The 20,167-nt window shown below is 50.7% G+C and carries 15 protein-coding genes; all 15 read left to right on the forward strand.

Annotated features, from left to right (window positions below):
* Window positions 1-685 precede the first annotated feature (685 nt).
* On the forward strand, window positions 686-2,863 hold the full coding sequence (locus tag JW883_09540; GenBank protein ID MBN1842506.1) for a hypothetical protein: 2,178 nt from the start codon (window positions 686-688) through the stop codon (window positions 2,861-2,863).
* Between the two features lie 4 nt (window positions 2,864-2,867).
* Window positions 2,868-3,599 (forward strand): hypothetical protein, encoded by a 732-nt coding sequence (locus JW883_09545; GenBank protein ID MBN1842507.1) that lies wholly within the window; start codon window positions 2,868-2,870, stop codon window positions 3,597-3,599.
* 13 nt (window positions 3,600-3,612) lie between these two features.
* Window positions 3,613-4,152, forward strand: a complete 540-nt coding sequence (tssJ, locus tag JW883_09550) for a type VI secretion system lipoprotein TssJ (protein MBN1842508.1) — start codon at window positions 3,613-3,615, stop codon at window positions 4,150-4,152.
* A 4-nt stretch (window positions 4,153-4,156) separates the two neighbouring features.
* On the forward strand, window positions 4,157-5,542 hold the full coding sequence (tssK, locus tag JW883_09555; GenBank protein ID MBN1842509.1) for a type VI secretion system baseplate subunit TssK: 1,386 nt from the start codon (window positions 4,157-4,159) through the stop codon (window positions 5,540-5,542).
* Between the two features lie 2 nt (window positions 5,543-5,544).
* Complete coding sequence (icmH, locus tag JW883_09560) at window positions 5,545-6,216, forward strand: type IVB secretion system protein IcmH/DotU (protein ID MBN1842510.1); 672 nt, start codon at window positions 5,545-5,547, stop codon at window positions 6,214-6,216.
* 11 nt (window positions 6,217-6,227) lie between these two features.
* On the forward strand, window positions 6,228-9,713 hold the full coding sequence (locus JW883_09565) for a type VI secretion system protein ImpL (protein MBN1842511.1): 3,486 nt from the start codon (window positions 6,228-6,230) through the stop codon (window positions 9,711-9,713).
* Window positions 9,698-10,450 carry a type VI secretion system-associated protein TagF gene (gene tagF / locus JW883_09570; protein MBN1842512.1) on the forward strand — a complete coding sequence of 251 codons (753 nt, stop codon included), beginning with the start codon at window positions 9,698-9,700 and terminating at the stop codon, window positions 10,448-10,450. Before JW883_09565 ends, tagF begins: the two co-directional genes overlap by 16 nt.
* 70 nt (window positions 10,451-10,520) lie before the next feature.
* Window positions 10,521-12,098: a type VI secretion system protein TssA gene (gene tssA, locus JW883_09575; protein ID MBN1842513.1), complete on the forward strand. Its 1,578-nt coding sequence runs from the start codon at window positions 10,521-10,523 to the stop codon at window positions 12,096-12,098.
* An 87-nt stretch (window positions 12,099-12,185) separates the two neighbouring features.
* On the forward strand, window positions 12,186-12,674 hold the full coding sequence (gene tssB / locus JW883_09580; protein ID MBN1842514.1) for a type VI secretion system contractile sheath small subunit: 489 nt from the start codon (window positions 12,186-12,188) through the stop codon (window positions 12,672-12,674).
* Between the two features lie 21 nt (window positions 12,675-12,695).
* On the forward strand, window positions 12,696-14,180 hold the full coding sequence (gene tssC / locus JW883_09585) for a type VI secretion system contractile sheath large subunit (GenBank protein ID MBN1842515.1): 1,485 nt from the start codon (window positions 12,696-12,698) through the stop codon (window positions 14,178-14,180).
* Window positions 14,181-14,205: 25 nt separating this feature from the next.
* The gene (gene hcp / locus JW883_09590) at window positions 14,206-14,697 is read left to right on the forward strand and encodes a type VI secretion system tube protein Hcp (GenBank protein ID MBN1842516.1); all 492 of its coding nucleotides are present in this window, start codon (window positions 14,206-14,208) and stop codon (window positions 14,695-14,697) included.
* A 129-nt stretch (window positions 14,698-14,826) separates the two neighbouring features.
* On the forward strand, window positions 14,827-15,240 hold the full coding sequence (gene tssE, locus JW883_09595) for a type VI secretion system baseplate subunit TssE (GenBank protein MBN1842517.1): 414 nt from the start codon (window positions 14,827-14,829) through the stop codon (window positions 15,238-15,240).
* Window positions 15,241-15,371: 131 nt separating this feature from the next.
* A complete protein-coding gene (gene tssF, locus JW883_09600) occupies window positions 15,372-17,105 on the forward strand; it encodes a type VI secretion system baseplate subunit TssF (protein MBN1842518.1) in 1,734 nt (577 codons plus the stop codon).
* Entirely contained in the window at window positions 17,069-18,097 is a 1,029-nt protein-coding gene (gene tssG / locus JW883_09605) for a type VI secretion system baseplate subunit TssG (protein ID MBN1842519.1), read from the forward strand. Before tssF ends, tssG begins: the two co-directional genes overlap by 37 nt.
* Before the next feature lie 85 nt (window positions 18,098-18,182).
* The coding region (gene tssH / locus JW883_09610; protein MBN1842520.1) for a type VI secretion system ATPase TssH at window positions 18,183-20,167 on the forward strand (1,985 nt) is incomplete at its 3' end.

Here is a 20,167-nt window from a genome sequence, read left to right on the forward strand (position 1 = left end):
AGCCGATGTCGAAGATCCGCCGCAGGAGGGATACCGCATCTCCTGCGTTGTTCCGCCTGCGGCGGACGGTAAACTACTACAGCTTCATGTGTGACGTCTTGGATCTGCGGCATCCTCGACTTTTGCAACGTTAGGGTTTATTTGCACTATTGTTGTCAACAGGCTCTTCTTGAGCGAATGGTTGGCAGGTCCATATCGGTTATGGCAGCCGTCCAGGCTTGTATCGAAGTTCCCCGCAAGCAATATTTTACTCTGGTTTTTTAGTGTGTTATCAACAAAATTCGTATTTTTTCTGACAGAAAATTTTCAGTCGTATTCAAGTTAACGTCTATGGTCTATCGGTTACGCTACTCGTTACGTCCTACGGCTGTCGGTTGCGTCATTTTTCAAAACCCTGGCCCAGCCTGGCTTTTTCATATGGCAGCCATTATTATTCTGGTGTCGCGCCAGGGCGGGCCGTTTGACGTAAACCGAGCACCGAAATCCGCCTAAGGCGGACGCAACCCTAACCGCTTGACGAATACTATGGTAAGCCATCAAGACGGAATTCCTAATAGTATTGAACTATCCTTGTTTGGTTCCGGCTTGTCCGGGTTAGGCACTTAGGGTGAAAAGCAATATTGAGATCCCCTCATTGCGTCCTTATCTTGAACCCCGTGGGGCTAAGTTCCACTTGGAGTTCTCTTTGATCTCCCAAGACAGATCTGTTGACGGAAAAGCCCCTTTCCCGTTTTTGGTCATAAATGAATCAGATCCTCTTGGTCGTCTCATTGAAGCTCGATTTGTAACTGACGCCGGAAGCAAGATAAAACGAGTATTCGTTTTGCTGCAAAAGGACGAATACTTGCTTCCAAGAGATGAGCTGTGGCCGGTTAACAACCAGGATGTTGATGAGTGCTGGCAAAGGGCTTTTTCGTCTTATTCAGGCAAGGCCAAAGACGGTTCAGTGGTAGTCTTATCGGACCAAATCGAGAAAGACGGAAGGCTATCACCTTTTCAGTCTCTGTTTTATTGTAACCAGGAGCGGATTTTTTTTCACCCTCAGTGCCCAACCTGCGGATCGCCTCTTCAACAATGCTATGATGACCATCTCTTGACCAGCCTTGGGCTCCAACCTTATTTAACATCCCTTAAGCGTTATTTGTATTGTCCGTCGTGTTTTGATTTAGTGGGCGAATCCGATTTTTTCATCCATGCATTGGAGAGTTCTGATCCACCCATTCTGAAAGATCGGTGGGACTTAGTTAAAGAATTCGCTCAGCTGACGGAAGGCAAAAAACACATGGACCAGTTTCCATGTGCGAAATGCCCCAACCACCAGGAGTGCTACGGGGCTGATGGCTTGGCTCTGTCAAGAATCGTCCCGGTTTCGTTTTATCCATTCCACATTTTGATTTTTGAGGCCATGTCCGTCAACGCACCGGATTTTTTGTCTCTTATCTCAGGGGCCTCCTTTGAAGAACTGGAAGCACACCTTGCTGAGAAACAAGAGCCGGGCAGGATCAGTTGCCTTAAGTCCCTGGAACGAGATGATCCGGTCAAGGCGCCTTTTATCTTTGGTGCGGACCAAAGATATTTTCTGGAAGTCTTGTACTTGAAACTCTCTTTCCTTGGCGAGCTTGCCCAAACGGTCTTTTCGGGGCTCGATACTTACAGGCATCCCGATCTCGGATTATCTCTAAATCGCATTTGGGTAAAGCTCAGTGATCAGAGTGGTCTCCTGCCCTTTTTCTGGAATTTTAGGGTTAGGCTTATAGATGTGGGGGGAAGCGCCGTCAAGGCGCCTTTTGTTCCCCAATCTCCTCCATCTTACGGCATCCATTTTCTGGGGCTTGTCTGGTTCTACACGCTTCTTGTTAATAAGAAACAAGGTGTTTCAGAGGTATATATGGCTCTGGAACAAGGTTTGGAAAAGATGGCATCTCGCGATGATGCCTCTGTTGAAACCCTTCCTGAAAGCGGGTGGAATGGTTCTTGCTTGCCTGAAAACATCTTTTGGAATCCGGAAAGCCGGATGGGAAAGACTCTTGGCGAAGACTGGCTGCAGCTTTGGGAGAAGTCCCTCGGTTTGGGGTGGTCTTTGTTGAATGCCAGCCTGAGGGGGGATTCCAAATGGTCAATAGATGAATTCCGGCAAGGGCTGGAGAGTCTGAGGGAAGAAGTCAAAGCCAGCTTGTTTTGGCAGGGCCCCGTCACTGTTGGTCATGCAGAGCCGAAACTCCGGCAAGCGCTCGCGGTTGATCAACAAGAGCATGCCCCGGACAATGAGGCGATTCATGACATTCTTGTGAACATTACGGAGAGATGGCGTGCGGACCTTGATGTGGAGCAGCACGAAATAGTAAAGGATAAAGTTGAGATTAAAGATGGGTTAGAAAAAACAGTGATTTTTTCAACTATAGCAGGGGGGGGGGCGGACCAGGCAGTTGACGGCTCGCAAGACGAGACAGAGGTCCTTGAGACGGTGATTCTTTCGGCTAAAGATTTCAGGCAGGACGTATCAGCGCCTCCTCAGCCGGAAGAAGAGCCCATGCCTGAGACCGTGATTATTTCTTCTTCAGAGATGACGAAGGAGGCGCCGCCTGCTCCGCCGGAAAAAGATGTGTTAGCCCCTGCTTTCCCAAAAGAAGAGGCTTTGCCTGAGACCGTGATTATCTCGCCTTCGGAAAAGGCTGAACATCCAGCCAGAACCCCTGGGACACCTCAGTCAGGCCGTATTGATGTCCCTGGAAAGGACACTGCCTTGAAAAAAGAGCAAGGAGTCTCAGAGGTTTCCAAGAAGGCTGAAGATAAATCTGAAGAAGACGACTTTTTAGCCCAGACAGTGATCCTGAGTCCGGACAGGCTCAAGGACAGGAAATAGGGCAATGACCAACCAGATATCCTTAGAGCAAGTGACGGATGAAATCAGGCAGATTTATGGATCTGACAATTTACAGGCAGAACCCCTGATCGAGGCTTTTCTTGAAAGAAGACTCAATGAGCTTCCCGCCGGCGAAAGATTGACACTGCTGGAGGAACTGACTGCTGAATTTAAGGGCGCCTCTCACGAAATATCCGGCAGCGTTGATGTTGACGAAGAATTTCTCTCAAGGGTCTTCTCGTTGTTGCTGGGGAGGAAAGTCTCCCAGGCCGATCTCACCTCCACGGAGATCCTGGAAAGATTGGCGGAATCCTTGAACACGATCTTTGACACACTCAACGAATTGGTGAGTGTCATCAATACAACCCTTACGGGTGAGAGTACAGGGGAGGAAACGATCAGGCAGGTCATCGGTTTTCATGTGGCAGGAGAAGACCAGACTAAATCCCTTGAGAGCTATCTTGGGCAGATCAAACAGGCCTTTCTGATTGCGCAGCAGGCCTTTAAGAATGCGGCTCATGTGAAGGTGAACCAGATTCTTGCTGAACTCGACCCTGAACGAATCTCCGAAGGCGGTCGTGGCGGATTGAAGTTCGGTCCACTCCGTAAGGCAGAATTTTTTGAGATATATGAAGAGAATTTTGGTAAGGTCAAAAAGTGGTTTGAATCCGGACGATTCATGGATGAGTTCCTAAGGGAATTTGAAAAGAACTCTCAAAAGTTGTCTTTGCGATAAGGAGGTGACAGAAGTGAAAAAGATCCTCAAAGGGCTGTGTCTGTTATTATTCATCTTCTTTTTCTGTTCATGTGCGTCTCAACCAGTGCCTCCGCCTTCGGAGTGGCGATATGAAAAAGAGGCTATCCATCTTAACATGAAGGCAGATTCTCAACTCAATCTCTATGAGGGAAATCCTCATACTCTGCTTGTCTGTGTGTATCAACTCAGAGACCCGAATGCCTTTAATCAGCTTACCGGAGACGATGATGGGCTTTATAAGCTATTGGAATGTAACCGTTTTGATTCCAGTGTGGTCAGTTCCAAACGCCTGATCGTTCGTCCAGGACAAGATCTGACCACTGCCCTGGACCGTGCCGAGGGGGCAAGATACGTGGCTGTTGTGGCCGGTTACTTTCTGATCGAGAAAGAAGGGATGGTCCGGCTTTACGATGTTCCATGGTATGTGGAGAAAAAGGGCCTCATAAGGCGAACCAAGGTTGCAAAACCAGGTCCACTGAATATTGATCTCGTGTTGGGCTCGGAACAGATTCAGAAATTCGGGGGAAAGTAAAAATATGGAGAGACCTCTTTTTTGGCATCAAGGCCTTTTTTTGCAACCCCAGCATTTTCAGCTGAAAGATGTCCATTTTCAGTCTTTGCTCACACCCTTTCACACCTTCCTTCAACCCCACTTTTGGGGCGCCGGGGACCTTGAGATCCAGAAAGCCGCTTTGGGGACCCGGTCGTTTGGCCTTCTGAGAGGTGAATTCCTATTTCCGGACATGACTTATGTGGTTTACCCCGGAAATGCGGTTGTCGAGGCCCGTTCTTTTGACGAGGCTTGGGTGGAAGGGGGAAAACCCTTTACCGTCTTTGTGGGTCTGAGAAAATGGAATGACGTTGGGGAAAATGTCACGGTTGTCTCGAAGCTTGAGAACATTTCGGATGTGAGCAGCAGGTTTGTGACAACTGCTGACCCGGAAGAGGCTCAGGATTTGCATCAGGGCGGCCCGCCCGCTCAAGTGAAGAGACTTAACTTTGCCCTCAAGATATTCTGGGAGACAGAAAGGGGTCAGCTTGGAGATTATGTCCTTATTCCGGTGGCTCAACTGGAAAGGGTGGGCGAAGAGATAACCCTTTCGGAAAGTTTTGTCCCTCCTTGCCTTACCATTTCCAGTTCAGAACCTCTCTCCAAGCTTGTTAAGGAGATCAGAGACCAGATAGCTGCTCGCGGTCGCCACTTGGAATCCTACAAACGTGAAAGGGGCATTCATACGGCCGAGTTCGGGGCAAGAGACATGGTTTTTCTTTTGGCCCTGAGGTCACTGAACCGCTATATCCCCCTTCTTTTTCATCTGACGGAATCACAGCAGGTTCATCCATGGACGGTGTATGCCGTCTTGAGGCAGTTGATAGGAGAGCTCTCTTCTTTTTCAGAAGCGGTCAATGTCATGGGAGAAATCGAAGATGGAACCCGTCTTGTGCCCGGCTATGATCACGGAGCCCTGTGGGAATGTTTTTCCGCTGCCCAGGGCCTGGTCACACAACTCCTGGATGAGATTACGGCCGGGCCGGAATACGTGATGCAGCTCGTATATGACGGAACGTATTTTGCGGCCGAGCTGTCTCCCGGGATTTTTGAAGGACGAAACCGTTTCTACCTGGTTTTTGAAACCGAAGAGGACCCGCAGGTTGTTCTTCAGTCCTTGGAAACCATTGCCAAGTTAGGTTCAAGGGAGTCTTTGCCCATTCTGATTGCCCGTGCGCTTCCAGGCATAAAGTTGGAGCACCTTCCAGTGCCGCCGCAGGAATTGCCCCGTCGCGCCCATTCAGTCTATTTTCAGATTGACCATCATGGCGATCAATGGGCCAATGTGCAAAAGGGTTATAATATTGCTTTGTACTGGGATGCGGCCCCGGAAGATTTAAAGGTGGAACTCATGGTTGTGGGGAGATCTTAGACATGCGCTTGACTGACTGTTTTATGGAACTTGTCGCCTATGTGGCCTATTTTTTAAAGACAGTGGCCACAAAGCAACCACCTTTTGATCAAGTTAAGGCAGATGTGCAGCGCCTGATGTCAGAGAGTGAAGGCCGCCTGAGGGAGGCATCATTCTCGCAGGAGGAATACGACCTGGCACGCTTTGCCATTTGTGCCTGGGTTGATGAGGCGATTCTGAGTTCTTCGTGGAACGAGAAGGGTCGGTGGCAGGGAGAACAACTCCAGCGCCTTTATTATCAGACGACGGATGCAGGCGAGATCTTTTTTGATCGTTTAAATGCCCTTGGCCCGCATCAGAGGGATGTGAGAGAAGTCTATTACCTATGTCTGGCTATGGGTTTTATGGGGCGGTATTGCAATGAAGGAGACGAATATCTCCTGGAGCAATTAAAGACGTCGAATTTGAAGCTACTCACGGGGAGCTCGGTGGGGCTCCCTTCACTTGACCGCACAGATCTCTTCCCGGAAGCCTATCCTGCGGACTCGGGTGAGTTTGTTCCACAGAAAGGCAAGGTTCGTTTTTCCGCCTTTACGCTTATGTGCCTCGGAGCCCCCGTGGTCCTTTATGGGGCGTTGTTTTTGATCTACCGGTTTATCTTGAGTAATGTTGGGGAGACTATCTTGAAGGGTTAGGGATTCAGAACATGAAGCAGATCCTTTTGAAGGTTCTTAAATGGTTTCTGATCGTAGCCGCAGTTTTGCTGGGCATTGTTCTCGTTTTCGGGATCGTACTGAGTTTAGATTGGCCTTGGTGGGTCGGTTTTTTTGTCCTGCTCGGCCTGCTGGGCGTGGGGCTCAGTTTGGTCTTTTTCAGAAAAATATGGCTTAGGCGCCGGGAACAGGATTTTGTTCAAGAGATCATTGCGCAGGATGACTCCTACGTAAAGAGCCTGGGAGACAAAGACAGAGGGCAGTCCAAGGAGCTTCAAGATCGTTGGAAAGAGGCCATGGATGCCTTGAGGCATTCTCACCTCAGGAAGTACGGAAACCCTCTTTATGTGCTTCCCTGGTATATGGTTGTGGGAGAGAGCGGTTCGGGCAAGACTACGGCTATTACAAGCGCTCGCCTTTCTTCCCCTTTTGCAGAGGTGAAACGGACATCGGGCATTTCCGGAACAAGGAATTGTGATTGGTGGTTTTTTGAGCAGGCCATTCTGATTGACACTGCCGGCAGGTATGCCATTCCTGTGGACGAGGGCCGTGATAAGGACGAATGGCAGAAGTTCCTCAGTCTTCTGGCAAGATATCGGAAAAAGGAACCCCTAAATGGCCTTGTTGTGACCGTTGCGGCCAACAAGCTGCTTGAATCAGGGCCCGAATCCCTGCAAGAAGATGGGCGAAGCATACGCCGTCGTATTGATGAGCTCATGCGGGTTCTGGGAACCAGGTTTCCGGTATACGTTCTTGTGACCAAATGCGACCTGGTTCAAGGGATGACTCAATTTTGTGATCAACTGCCGGACAAGGGCCTTGATCAGGCCATGGGGCTGATCAATCATGACCTGTCAAAAGATGTTGCCGCCTTCCACGACCGTGCTATCAATTCTATAGGGGATCGCTTAAGAGATCTTAGACTCCTGCTTTTCCACAAGTCAGACACCAGGGGTGTCGATCCGAGTTTGCTCCTTTTCCCTGAAGAGTTTGAACGGCTGAAAGTGGGTCTGACGTCTTTTATCAACGGAGCTTTTCAGGAAAACCCCTACCAGGAGACCCCCATCTTGAGAGGGCTGTTTTTCAGCAGCGGGCGCCAGGAGGGGAGTCCGTACTCCCATTTTTTGAGCGCCCTGGGCCTTATCCAGGAAAGAGACGTTTTGCCGGGAACAAATAAGGGATTGTTCCTCCACGACTTTTTCGGACGAATACTGCCAAAGGACAGACGTCTGTTCGCCCCCACTCAGAGGGCTATTGAATGGAGTAAACTGACCAGAAATCTTGGTCTGACTTCATGGGTTGCTGTCGCAATTGCGATTTGCGGGCTTCTGAGCTTTTCTTTTGTGAAGAATCTGAGGACATTAAGGGATGTGTCGCGAGAGTTTACAAAGCCCCCTGTGTTGCAAGGCGAGGTCGTGTCGGATGTGATTATCATGGATCACTTTCGCCAGGCCATTGTGGGAGTGGAAGAGCAGAATAGCAGTTGGTGGATTCCCAGGTTCGGGTTGAACGAAAGCAAAGAGGTTGAGGCCAGACTGAAGGACAAATACTGCGAACAGTTTAAGGGTGGCTTTTTGGTTCCCCTTGATAAAGTGATGGCAAAGGAGATGGCGGACTTCTCCAGCGCCACACCCGATGAGATCCTTGGCCAACATGTGGCCCATCTTGCAAGGCGCATAAACCTTTTGCATGCCCGGCTCGAAGGTGAGACCCTTGAAACGCTTCAAACCAGGCCCCAGCCATCTTATGCGCCCATCGTGTTAATGGCCGACCAAAAAGTTATCCCGGAAATCAGAGAGAAGTTTTCAAACCTGTACCTTTACTATTTGATCTGGCGATCGGACAAACCAGGCCTCAACCAGGAGATGAATGAATTGCAGACATGGTTGAAGCATGTCCTGACCCTGAAGGAGACAAACCTGAACTGGATCGCGACATGGGTTAACGGAGATGAATCCCTTTCATATGTATGTCTGGAAGATTTCTGGCGAGGGAGCTTGCAAGCTGCACAGGAAACAACTGTTGCGTCTGCCTTTACACTGGAAGGAAAAGCAAAGGTGGACTCATTCGTTAATGAGATAGAATCGGCTCTTGTGGATCCTCTGATCGTTGCAAGCAAGAAACTGGAGTTTCAAGGGTGGTATCGGAAGGCTTATGTAAATGCCTGGCACGAGTTTGGGACCGGCTTTCCGGAAGGCGCGCGGAGGCTTCAGAGCAGGGAGGAGCGACAGCAGGCAGCAGCCAGAATGGGCACTGATGAAGGGCCGTATTTTTCGCTCCTGCGCAGAATGACCACGGAGTTGGAACCTCTGTTAGGGGAAAAGGGTTTGCCTTCCTGGGTTGATCTGGTTTATGAATTTAGAACCACCAAGATCAAAGCGGCTCAAGAGGCTGCCTATAAAGAAAAAGGGGCTCTGGTAAAAGCAACAAAGAAAGGTAAGGCCCTTATTACGAAGTTGGAAAAAAAGATGAGCAAACTGGACACCGGAAAGACTTTGGAATCTGAGTTGATGGCAGCCAAGGCCTTTGGACAATATCGAGGAGCCTTGTCTGAGATTACCCCGGCCTCTGCTTCCAGGGCCGTGGCATTCCAGATGGCCGCCCAAGCATACAATGAAGATCCGGCCACCGGCAAATCGCCTTTTCTGGTTGCCCAAAGCGGCATTAACACACTCAAAGCTTATATGTTGAGCGGCAAGTCCGCCCAGAAAATGTTTTGGGGGCTCGTCAGCGGGCCACTCGACTATCTTTGGTATTTCGTGCGTATGGAAACGGCTTGTCATCTCCAGGACCTTTGGGAAAAGGAGGTGTTGGTAGAGCTTCAAGGCCTTTCTGACCAGAAGTCTGTGAACCAGCTGCTTTTGGGAGAAGGGGGCTTTGCTACGAAGTTTGTCAAGGGGCCGGCAGAGGCTTTTATCGGCCGAAGTCTGAAAAAAGGTTACTATGCAAAGAAGGTTCTGGGTGAAAGGATACCTTTTGAGCCATCTTTCCTTTCTTTTCTGACAAAAGGGGCCAGGAGCGCAAAACCTGTTAAGGGAACTTACACGGTTTCTATTAGAGGCCTCCCTACTGATACCAACAAGGGCGCGAAGTTGAGGGCCCAGGCCACCCGGCTTGAAGTCCAATGTGCGAACGAGACCCGAACTCTGCTCAATCTCAATTATCCCGTGAGCAAGACTTTTGATTGGTCCGCTCAGGATTGTGGGGACGTCGTATTTCAGATTGAGGTAGGTAAGCTGGTCTTGACGAAGAAGTATACAGGTTATCAGGGGTTCCCCAAGTTCTTGAAGGATTTCGGAACCGGACAGCGCACCTTTTATCCGAGCGAGTTTCCTAAAGAAGAAGCGGCCCTGAAACGTCTGGGGATCAAACATATCAAGGTGAAATATCGATTCAAAGGCCACGAACCGGTCCTGAAGCTCCTAAGAGGTGCGCCGGGAAGGGTTCCGAGGACTATCGCAACGTGCTGGGATCAATAGAGTCGGCGAACGCCTGGCAGTGGGCGGCTTGGGGCAAGCATCCCGTGGCCAGGGACTATTTCTCGGTCGGTCCAAAGGCCCCGTTAGTGAAGGCCTTTTCCGATTGGGTGGAAAAAGGTTATCAGGCTCTCAGTTCAAAAGGGCGCCATGTTTCCAACCTTTGCTCGTGGCGTTTTTGGGCGAGAGGGCCCAGGAAAGAGACCCTTGTTTGTGGCGTTGCAAGGGACAGCAGTGACAGTGTTGGCCGGCCATATCCCCTCTTGATCATGGGAACAGGCCCCCTGGAAGGGTGGGGAGATCAGTGGGATCTCTTGCCCTTGGCCTGCGAAAAGACCTGGAATCAAATGGAGTATCTGTCCGCAAAAAGGTTTGCGGAATTTGAACAGTTTGAAGATGATGTTCAGATCATAAAGCCGCCTTATCCTGAATGGTCGGAGTTTAGATCTGTAAGTCGAAGTCTGGAGAAATGGAATGACAGGGGGTTGGAAAACAAGGTTGCAGGCCTTTCACAAGAGATGGACTTCTGTGTCCCGCTCGATGGAGGGCCGTCTGATGACCCACGTACGCTTGCAGGTCTTTGGCATGCCCTGCTGAAGGCCCGCATCAACGATGTTCCCAATGCCATCTTTATGGGCGGGGGTTCAGACGGGACGTATTTAGCTGTTTTTAAGCGGGCTTTGGCGCCCACTGACTTTGTCCGGCTGTGGTCAGGGTCTGGGAAAAAGTTGGCGGTCTGAGGTTACAGGTTGGAGGCAGAGGCGCCGCTGGCGTTGTTGGAGGTTATCTGCCACATAGGGACTGAGCAAAATGGAGCTATTGTCACTCGGTAAAGAACCTATCAGTGCAGATCAACCGACAGGCTCGGATGTGCGGTATGAGCCGGAGTTTGAGGAGCTTCAGGCGGAAATCGATAAGCTGTCCAATCCTACTGCTTCGGATAGAACGGACTGGAAAAAAGTGAATAAGCTTGCCTCCGAGATTTTAGCAACCAAAGGAAAGGATCTCTTGGTGGCAAGCTATCTGGCTGTGGCCCAAATTCATATGAGTCAGATAGAAGGATTGGCGGTTGGTTTAAAGATATATCGCGATCTTTTGGAGCAATTTTGGGATGATCTGTTTCCAGCAAAAAAACGTATGAGGGGACGTATCGCGGCCATAGAATGGTGGCTCGAAAAAAGTGAGGGGGCACTGGAGTCGTTGAAGCCCGCACCTCTTCCTGCTGAGAAGATTGAAGAATTCAGGCAAGAAGTTCAGCAGATCGACGAGCTTTTGCAGGGATATTTGGACGAGGCTCCCTTGCTGAGGCCCATTGAAAGGTCGATAGACAGCATACCCGTGCAGGCAGAAAAGAAGCCAGAGCCCGAGGTGCCGTCCTCCGATGAGAAGGCAGAACCCCAGGCACCACCGAAGCCCGAGACCGGGAAGCCCCAAAAGGTAGCCCCTCCGGCAGAGCCAGAAGAGATCGTTTCTGAGAAAGACGCCCAAAAGCTGTTGCGGGGCGCCCTTCAAACCATGCGTCGAGCAGCTGACTGCTTCTACAACGAGGATCTATCCAATGCCCAGGCGTATCGGTGGAGAAGGATAGCAGGGTGGTCGATGATTCAAGCCCTTCCGCCGGCCACAGATGGCCGGACCGATATTCCGCCTCCGTTACAGCATGAGACTATTCAGAGTGATTTGAAAGGGCTGAAAGACAAAGGAAATTGGGAAGCCTTGCTGCGAGCAGCAGAAGAAAGATTCCAAGGGGCTTTGCTTTGGCTGGATTTGAATCGGTTTGTAGCAGAAGCATTGGCCGGTTTGGGAGATCAGTACCAGGATGCCCACGACACTGTTTGCCGGGAAACAGCTTATCTTGTTCATCGCATTCCGGGCATTGAAAGTCTATTGTTCTCAGATGGGACCCCCTTTGGTGACGCCGAGACGCAGCAATGGCTCAAGGGCATCGGGCTTGGAGGAGGAACCTCAGTGGCTGAACCGCTTGGGACGGCTGGCGCCGCAGAGGGTGAGCATATGGCGGAAACGATCCAGAAGGCCCATGTCCTGGCAAAGAAGAAAAAGCTCATAGAAGCTGTCACGTCTCTCCAACAAGAAATTCGTGGCAGTTTTTCCAAGAGGCGGCGTCTATTGTGGCGTCTGGGATTGTCTCAGGTATTGATGAACTCCAAACAACCAAAGCTTGCCGTGCCCCACCTGGAAGCGATTCTTGATGACATTGAGATATACAGACTGGAGGACTGGGACCCGGATCTGGCGTTAGAAGGACTTAAGATAGTGTGGCTCGGGCTTAAAGTGCATACGGACAAAGCAGAAAAGGATCGGTCTGCCGATATTTTGAACCGTATCGCAAAGCTTGATCCGGCCGAGGCATTGCGGTTGGGGAAATGATAGGGAAGTGTTGGTTAAATTGGTTTAATCGGTTTCTAGACTCATATAGTCATTTATAATAACTTATAACAAACAAAGGAGGTACTTATGGCTAAAGAAGCATCAGTTGCCCCGAGAGAACGGGTGAATATCGTCTATCGCCCGGCCACCGGTGATGCCCGGGAAGAGGTGGAGCTTCCTCTGAAGATCCTGGTCATGGGCGATTTTACGGGCAAAGAGGATGATCGCATGTTGGAGGAAAGAGAGCCTGTCAACATAGATAAGGACAACTTCGACGAAGTTCTTAAGGCGCAGAACATTGGATTGAGTGTGACCGTGCCCAACAAACTTTCCGGGGAGCCTGACGAAGACATGAACGTGTCCCTCAAGTTTGAATCCATGAAAGACTTTGGACCAGAGGCTATCGCCAAAAACACGCCTGAGTTGAATCGCCTCTTGGAACTCAGGGAAGCCTTGGGTTCTCTCAAGGGGCCGTTGAGCAACCTTCCTGATTTCCGGAAGAAGATTCAAGAACTCGTCAAAGATGAGGCGGCTCGGGAAAGACTACTCAAGGAACTGGGTGTACAAGACAAATAAGCAGACAGAGGAGGTGATTCTATGGCAGAAGAACAAGAACAGGCAGCTGCCCCGGCAGCCGAGGCGGTAGAAGAGGTTTCTATATTGGACGAGATTGTTAACGCCACCAAACTCCAACCTACGGATGAGGCGTACGGGGTGACGAAAAAGGGTGTGGAGGCTTTGATTGCTCAACTCCTTGAACCAGGGCGTGTTGTGCCCAAGATCTCCAAGGCCGTTGTCGACGACATGATCGCGGAAGTCGACAAAAAACTCAGCTTGCAGTTGGATGCCGTCTTGCACCACCCAGAGGTTCAGAAGCTCGAGTCTGGTTGGCGATCTTTGAAATTCCTGGTGGACAGAACCGACTTCAGGGAAAATATTAAGCTTGAAATTATTAACGTGAGCAAAGAGGACCTTTTGGAAGACTTTGAGGATTCTCCTGAGGTTGTCAAGTCAGGGTTGTATAAGACGGCCTACACAGCAGAATACGGTCAGTTCGGTGGACAACCCTATGCTAATATGATTGGCAACTACGACTTCGGAGCGGGTCCGCAAGACATCAAGCTCCTTCAGTACCTCGGCAGCGTAGCAGCAATGGCTCACGCACCTTTTATTGCGGCTGCCGGTCCATCCATGTTTGGTCTTGACGATTTCAACGGTCTTCCTCAGCTTAAGGATCTCAAATCCATTTTTGAAGGCCCCCAGTATACGAAGTGGCAATCCTTCAGGGAGTCTGAAGATGCCCGCTACGTAGGTTTGGCACTGCCCCGGTTTTTGCTTCGTCTTCCCTATGGCCCGGACACCCAGCCTGTAAAGGCCTTCAACTACGAGGAAGATGTTTCTGCAAGTCACGGCGACTACATGTGGGGTAATGCGGCCTTTACTTTTGCTTCGAGGTTGACTGACAGCTTTGCTAAGTACCGATGGTGTGCCAATATTATCGGCCCCATGGGTGGAGGTGCAGTGGAAGACCTTCCTCTGCACCAATTTGAGGCCATGGGCGCTGTCCAGACAAAGATCCCGACCGAGGTGCTCATCTCAGAAAGAAGGGAGTACGAACTGGCAGAAGAGGGTTTTATGGGCTTGACCATGCGAAAAGGAAGTGATAACGCAGCCTTCTTCTCAGCCAACTCGGTCCAAAAGCCCAAATTCTTCGGCATCAGTAAGGAAGGAAAAGAAGCAGAAACCAACTACAAGTTGGGATTGCAGTTGCCCTACATGTTCGTCATCAACCGGCTGGCCCATTACCTGAAGGTCATTCAAAGGGAAAACATCGGAACCTGGAAAGAAAGGGGGGATCTGGAAAGAGAACTGAATACGTGGATAACCCAGTACGTGGCGAACATGGAGAATCCAGCGCCTGAAGTCAGGAGCCGGCGACCGCTCCGCCAGGCGCAGGTTACTGTTGAAGATGTGGAGGGAGAGCCGGGTTGGTATCGAGTGGGACTCAAGGTAAGACCCCACTTCAAGTACATGGGCGCTTTCTTTACCCTATCTCTGGTGGGTAAGCTTGATAAGGATTAAAAAATAAAAAGGAGGAACACAAATCATGGCTATGACAGTGCATCTTGAATTATTGGCCAATGGCACCAAGATTGATGGTGACTCGACAATTCTTTCCATGGGCAGGGAGAACACCATAGAATGCCTTTCATTTGAGGATTCCGTGCGAACGGCGCGTGAGGCTTCATCGGGCATGGCGAGTGGCGAGAGAACGTATGAACCAGTCAGGATTACGAAGCGCATTGACAAAAGTTCGCCGTTGTTGGCCAAGGCCTTGTGTAATAACGAGGCTATAGAGGCCACGTTCCGGTTTTTCAGGCCGAGCCCTGCTGGTGATGGAACCACCCAACAATTTTTCACCGTCAAGATCGATGAAGCAAGGATTAATTCGGTCGTTCGAGTCAGTCCGGATGTCATTGACCCGGCTGCTGCGAATGCCCCGCCCACAGAGGAAGTGACCTTCGTCTTTGGGTATATTCAGTGGACCTATGAGCCTGACGGGGTCGAACATATTGATCACTGGTCACAAAGAACTTAGTTTTTTGTTGGCCGTTCCAGCGCGTCGTGAGTGATGCCTTTTTTACGCGCAAGGAGATATCTTATACAAATGAATAGCAGGAGGATCGGCAGGTTCCATCGGGAACTGGAAGCTAACCGTTAACGGCCAATGCGCGAAGACAGACTCCTTGAAAGGATCAGAGCCTGGCAAGAGGAGCCGGAGAACCGGACAAGGAAAGACCCAAAAAGGGTCGTCGATTCCGTATTAAACCACCTCCAGCGAATTCTCAACACCAGGCAGGGTAGTGTGCCTATCGGGGAAGATTACGGTGTGCCCGACTTTACCGACCTCGTGAGCGCTTACCCTGATGGCGTGAGGGAGTTTGAGAGGTCGATTAGGCAGACAATACAAAAGTATGAACCCCGCTTGAAGGCAGTCCGGGTTCATTTTGTTCCGCTAGAAGATGATGTCCTTTCCTTGGGTTTTCAGATTACCGGCAGATTGGCAACAGAGGACCACAAGGAGTCTATCGTTTTTCAGAGTGTTGTTGGCTCTGGCGGGAAAATCAGTGTTAGACGGTAAGCGGTTAGAGGTTGGAGGTTGGAGGCAGGACGCTCCTCCAACCTCCATCCGTGCACAGCGCCCGGCGAAGCAGGCTTCCACCTTGACTAGAAAAGCAACTTTAGACAATGTAACCAATTCAACGAATATCCATGTTTAACCGCTATTTCCAAGATGAACTCGACAATCTTAGAGATCTCGGGGAAGCTTTTTCTAAAGCGCATCCTGCCGTGGCCCCCATGCTCAGTGGTCCAGCGAGCGACCCGGATGTGGAACGTCTCCTTGAGGGGGTTGCTTTCCTCACGGGTTTGCTCAGGCAGAAGCTCGACGATGAATTTCCGGAAATTATCCACGAACTGATTCACTTGATTTGGCCCCACTACCTGAGGCCCATCCCTTGCGCGACAATTGTTGCTTTCAGCCCGAAGCCCACCCTCAAGCAGTCTATGACCATACCTGCCGGAGTTCAGATTGCGTCGGTGCCGGTAGAAGGGACGTCTTGTATCTTCAGGACCTGCTACGATGTGGAGCTCCACCCCATCAATCTCATAGAGGCTTCTTTTTCTGAACCTTCCGGCCGGCCTCCTGCGATCAAGCTTGTCTTGGAGTTGCGTGGTTCCAAGCTCTCTGATTGGCAGCCGCGAGCCTTGCGCTTCTTTCTCACAGGCAACTATGCCGATGCGGCAGACCTCTATTTTCTTTTGCGACATCATCTGAAACAGATCGTGATAGCGCCTGCGGATGATGGTAGTTCTTTAGTTGTCGCCCCTGAACATCTAAAGCCGGTGGGGTTTTCGGATGACGAGAGCCTGATTCCCTATCCAACTCAGTCCTTTCCGGGATACCGGATTCTTCAGGAGTACTTGATCTTACCCGGGAAGTTCCTCTTTTTGGATCTTACGGGCTGGGATCGTTGGAAAGACAGGGGAGATGGTTCCAGGTTTGAAATCAGTTTTGAACTCAACGACATCCCCTTTTCACCTACACGTGTCAGAAAAGAGAATTTTGTTCTCTCTGCGACACCGGCAATCAACATTTTTCAACACGACGCTGACCCGATCCGCCTGGATCATCGGGGAACGGAATACCCTGTTCGTCCTTCCGGGAGCGACGCCTCCCATTATCAGGTCTACTCTGTGGAAAAAGTGATCGGCTTTGTCCAAGGCACGGCTGAACAGAGGCCTTATGTGCCTTTTGAGGTTTTCAATCCTCAACCTCAAGACAACCCCGTGTATCATGTGAACGTGAGAAAATCACCCATTCAGGCAGGCCTCGACGTGTATCTGTCCGTGGCCTATTCTCCAGAGGCAGGTCCGCCTGTATCAGAGACCCTTTCCATTGAGCTTTTGTGCACTAACGGATCTTTGCCGGAAAGCCTTCAACTGGGAGATATCTCCTTGCCCACGAGTAGTTCGCCTGAATTTGCAGAATTTAGTAATATTCGGCCGGCCACGACCAATGTTCTACCCCCGTTGGGGAAAAACCTCTTGTGGCGACTGTTGTCTCATCTTTCCTTGAACTACGTTTCACTGGCAAAGGCTGAGAATCTTCGAGCCCTTTTGGGGCTTTACATTTTTCCGGAAAGCCGAGATCGGACCGGTATTGTTGCCAATAAGAAACGTATCGCCGGCATTGAGCACCTTGAGACAAAACCTTCTAACAGGCTAGTGTCCGGTGTCATGATGAGGGGCCAGGAGATTTCCCTGAAGTTACGCCAGGACCATTTTGCCAGCCCGGGAGACCTTTTTTTGTTCGCAACCGTGCTTGATTACTTCTTGGGCTCTTATGCCTCCATCAACAGTTATACTCAGCTTTTCGTGGAGGAGGCCATGAAAGGAGATCGTTATCAATGGCCAGTCAGGGTGGGGGATCATCCTCTGATCTGAAATTCGACCTGATCAAGGAGGGACACGCTTTTTCATTGTTTCAGGTGATGAGATTGTTACGTTCCTTTGGCAGTCCTTCCTCGGAGAGTGAACAATCTGCTGGGTCGAGTGAAATAGAGCACATCAGAATAAGGCCCAAGCTTTCTCTTGCCTTTCCTCCGGCTGATGTGGACAGGATTGAGGAGATCAACGGTGATGAGCCGCATTTCCTGGTCACGGCCACTCCCCTCGGCCTTTATGGCGCCTCTTCTCCTTTGCCTACCTTCTACACAGAGGACCTCATGGATGAGGCGGCGGAAGATGAGTCGGTGACAAGAGAGTTTATCGACATTATCAATCATCGTCTTTTTTTGCTCCTGTTCAGGGTTTGGAACAAATACCGGCAGTTCTTGCAAGTAGCGGAAGAGAATAACCCTCAATATCTGGAAAGGCTTTTTTCTCTTTTGGGCCTTGGGGAAGAACCATTCAGAGAAGACGTTTCAGAAGCATATGGTCTCATTCGCTATATTGGGCTGCTCACGCAATCTCCACGATCCTCTTTGGGGCTGAGGGTTTTGCTTCAGGATGCCCTAGGTGACATCCCGGTTGAAGTCATTCCCTGTGTTCAAAGGAGGGCCAGCATCCCCGTAGATCAAAGGCTGTTGCTGGGAGCCTCCGGAGGGGCCTTGGGAAGTGAGAGTTTTCTTGGAGAAGAGATTGACGATCGCATGGGAAAGTTTCGCCTGAAGATCGGCCCTTTGAATCAAGAGCAGTTTCATGGTCTCCTTCCCGGAGGGCAAGGTTGTGAGAAGCTTTGCTTCTTAACGAAGTTCTATGTGACCGAATCACTTGAATATGACGTAGAGCTTACGTTGGCTGAAGGAGAGGCGCAAGGTGTTTGTTTAGGCCGCCCCGAGTGGTCAAGACTTGGCTGGGACACCTGGATTTTCGCGGGTGATGACTTGGGAGAAGTAAGGGCGACCTTTTATCCGGAACAAAATGTTGGAGGTTAAAGGACATGTTAGAACTTGATCTTGAATAGGCTATCGATGGTATCGCTTAACATCTGAACATTCAATCCTGAAACAGGAGACCACCATGATTACAGTTGACATCAAGTCGCTTTTGGGTCGTTTGAATTCGTATTGTACAAGGTGTCTGGAGGCAGCGGCAGGGTTTTGCGTGTCTCGCACCCATTACGAAGTCACGGTGGAGCATTTTTTGGCCAAGCTTCTGGAAGAGCCCCAATCGGATCTGCCCTTGATCTTTCGCCAGTTTGACCTTGATCCGGGCAGGGTGCAAAAGGCCATAGAACAGACCATAGAGGAATTCAGGACAGGAAATGCTGCCAAGCCTGTTTTTTCTCCTTTGCTTATGGAGCTGTTCCAGGAGGCCTGGCTTGTGGCTTCGATCGATCTTGACGAAAACCGTCTTCGATCGGGGGCGATCTTGTGGGCTGTTTTGAACAAGCCGACTCAGTTTGCCAGCGGCAGCTACGTCGATCTTTTGACTACCATCAGCAAGGATGCCCTCCACTCGCAGTTTTGGGATATTGTCAAAGGGTCGGTTGAAAAACTTTCTGCCGCCGAAGGCCCGGTAAGAGAAGAAGGCCCGCCTGGCGAAGCCACTGCCCTGGGTCGTTTTTGCGACGATTTTACGGAAAAGGCGAGAGCCGGCGAGATCGATCCCGTTTTTGGGCGCGATCAGGAGATACGCCAGATGATAGACATCCTGGCCCGCAGGCGCAAAAACAATCCGATTGTAGTGGGTGAGGCCGGTGTTGGCAAGACGGCCGTGGTTGAGGGCTTGGCGCTGAGGATCGTGGAAGGAGATGTCCCTGAACTCCTTCGAGACGTTTCCATCCTTGGCTTGGATATGGGCCTTCTCCAGGCTGGGGCCGGCATGAAGGGTGAGTTTGAAAACCGTTTGAAATCTGTCATCAACGAGATCAAGGCTTCTCCGAAACCGATTATTCTCTTCATTGACGAAGCCCATACCCTCATAGGCGCCGGAGGACCGGCCGGAGGCGGTGATGCGGCCAATCTTTTGAAGCCTGCCTTGGCAAGAGGGGAATTGCGCACTGTTGCCGCTACCACGTGGTCGGAATACAAAAAATATGTGGAAAAGGACCCGGCATTGGCACGCCGCTTCCAGCCGGTGAAGCTGGATGAGCCCTCGGTGGAAACAGCCGTCTTAATCCTGAGAGGATTGAAGAAAAAGTACGAAGAGGCCCATGGTGTGGTTGTACGAGACGATGGCATTATGGCAGCGGCTGAGCTTTCCAGTCGCTATATTTCAGGACGACAATTGCCGGACAAGGCCGTGGATCTTCTTGATACCAGCGCAGCCAGGGTAAAGATCCTTCTTTCAGCAAAGCCTGATGTGATTGAAGACAAGGAGCGAAAAGTTCAGGCCTTGGAGAGGGAGAAAGAGGCCCTGGAACGGGATCAACTCCATGGCATCGCCATTGAGGAAGATCGTGTCAAGGAGATCGAGGGCCAACTGGAAGAACTGAACGCCGAGTTGAGTCAACTCAAAGACCGGTGGCTCAAGGAGCAGGAGATTGGTCGAAAGGTCATTGGCTTAAGGAAAGAGTTGTATGAACTCAAGAGCGGTGGCCAGGCCGATTCGGAGGAAAAGGAGGGTGATTTCAAAGGGCAACTTGAAGAGGGCTTGAAGGAGTTTGACAGCCTTCAGGGAGATTCACCCCTGGTCCGCATCGAAGTCGATCCGGACGTGGTGTCAAAAGTGGTCTCAGACTGGACGGGAATTCCCCTCGGAAAGGTGATGCGAGACCAGGCCCGGAGCGTGATCGATCTCGAGGCAAACCTGAAAGAGAGGATCAAAGGCCAGGATGAAGCCCTTGGAGTTATTACAGAGGTGATCAAGGCGGCCAAGGCAGGACTAAAGGATCCCAGCCAACCCATAGGTGTATTCCTCCTGGTGGGCCCCAGCGGTGTGGGCAAGACTGAAAGCGGCCTTGCAGTGGCAGACATGCTCTTCGGGGGAGAGCGCTTCATGGTCACCATCAACATGAGCGAGTTTCAGGAGAGACACACTGTGAGCCGGCTGATCGGTTCTCC

The sequence above is a fragment of the Deltaproteobacteria bacterium genome, assembly GCA_016930875.1.
Taxonomy (GTDB): domain Bacteria; phylum Desulfobacterota; class Desulfobacteria; order Desulfobacterales.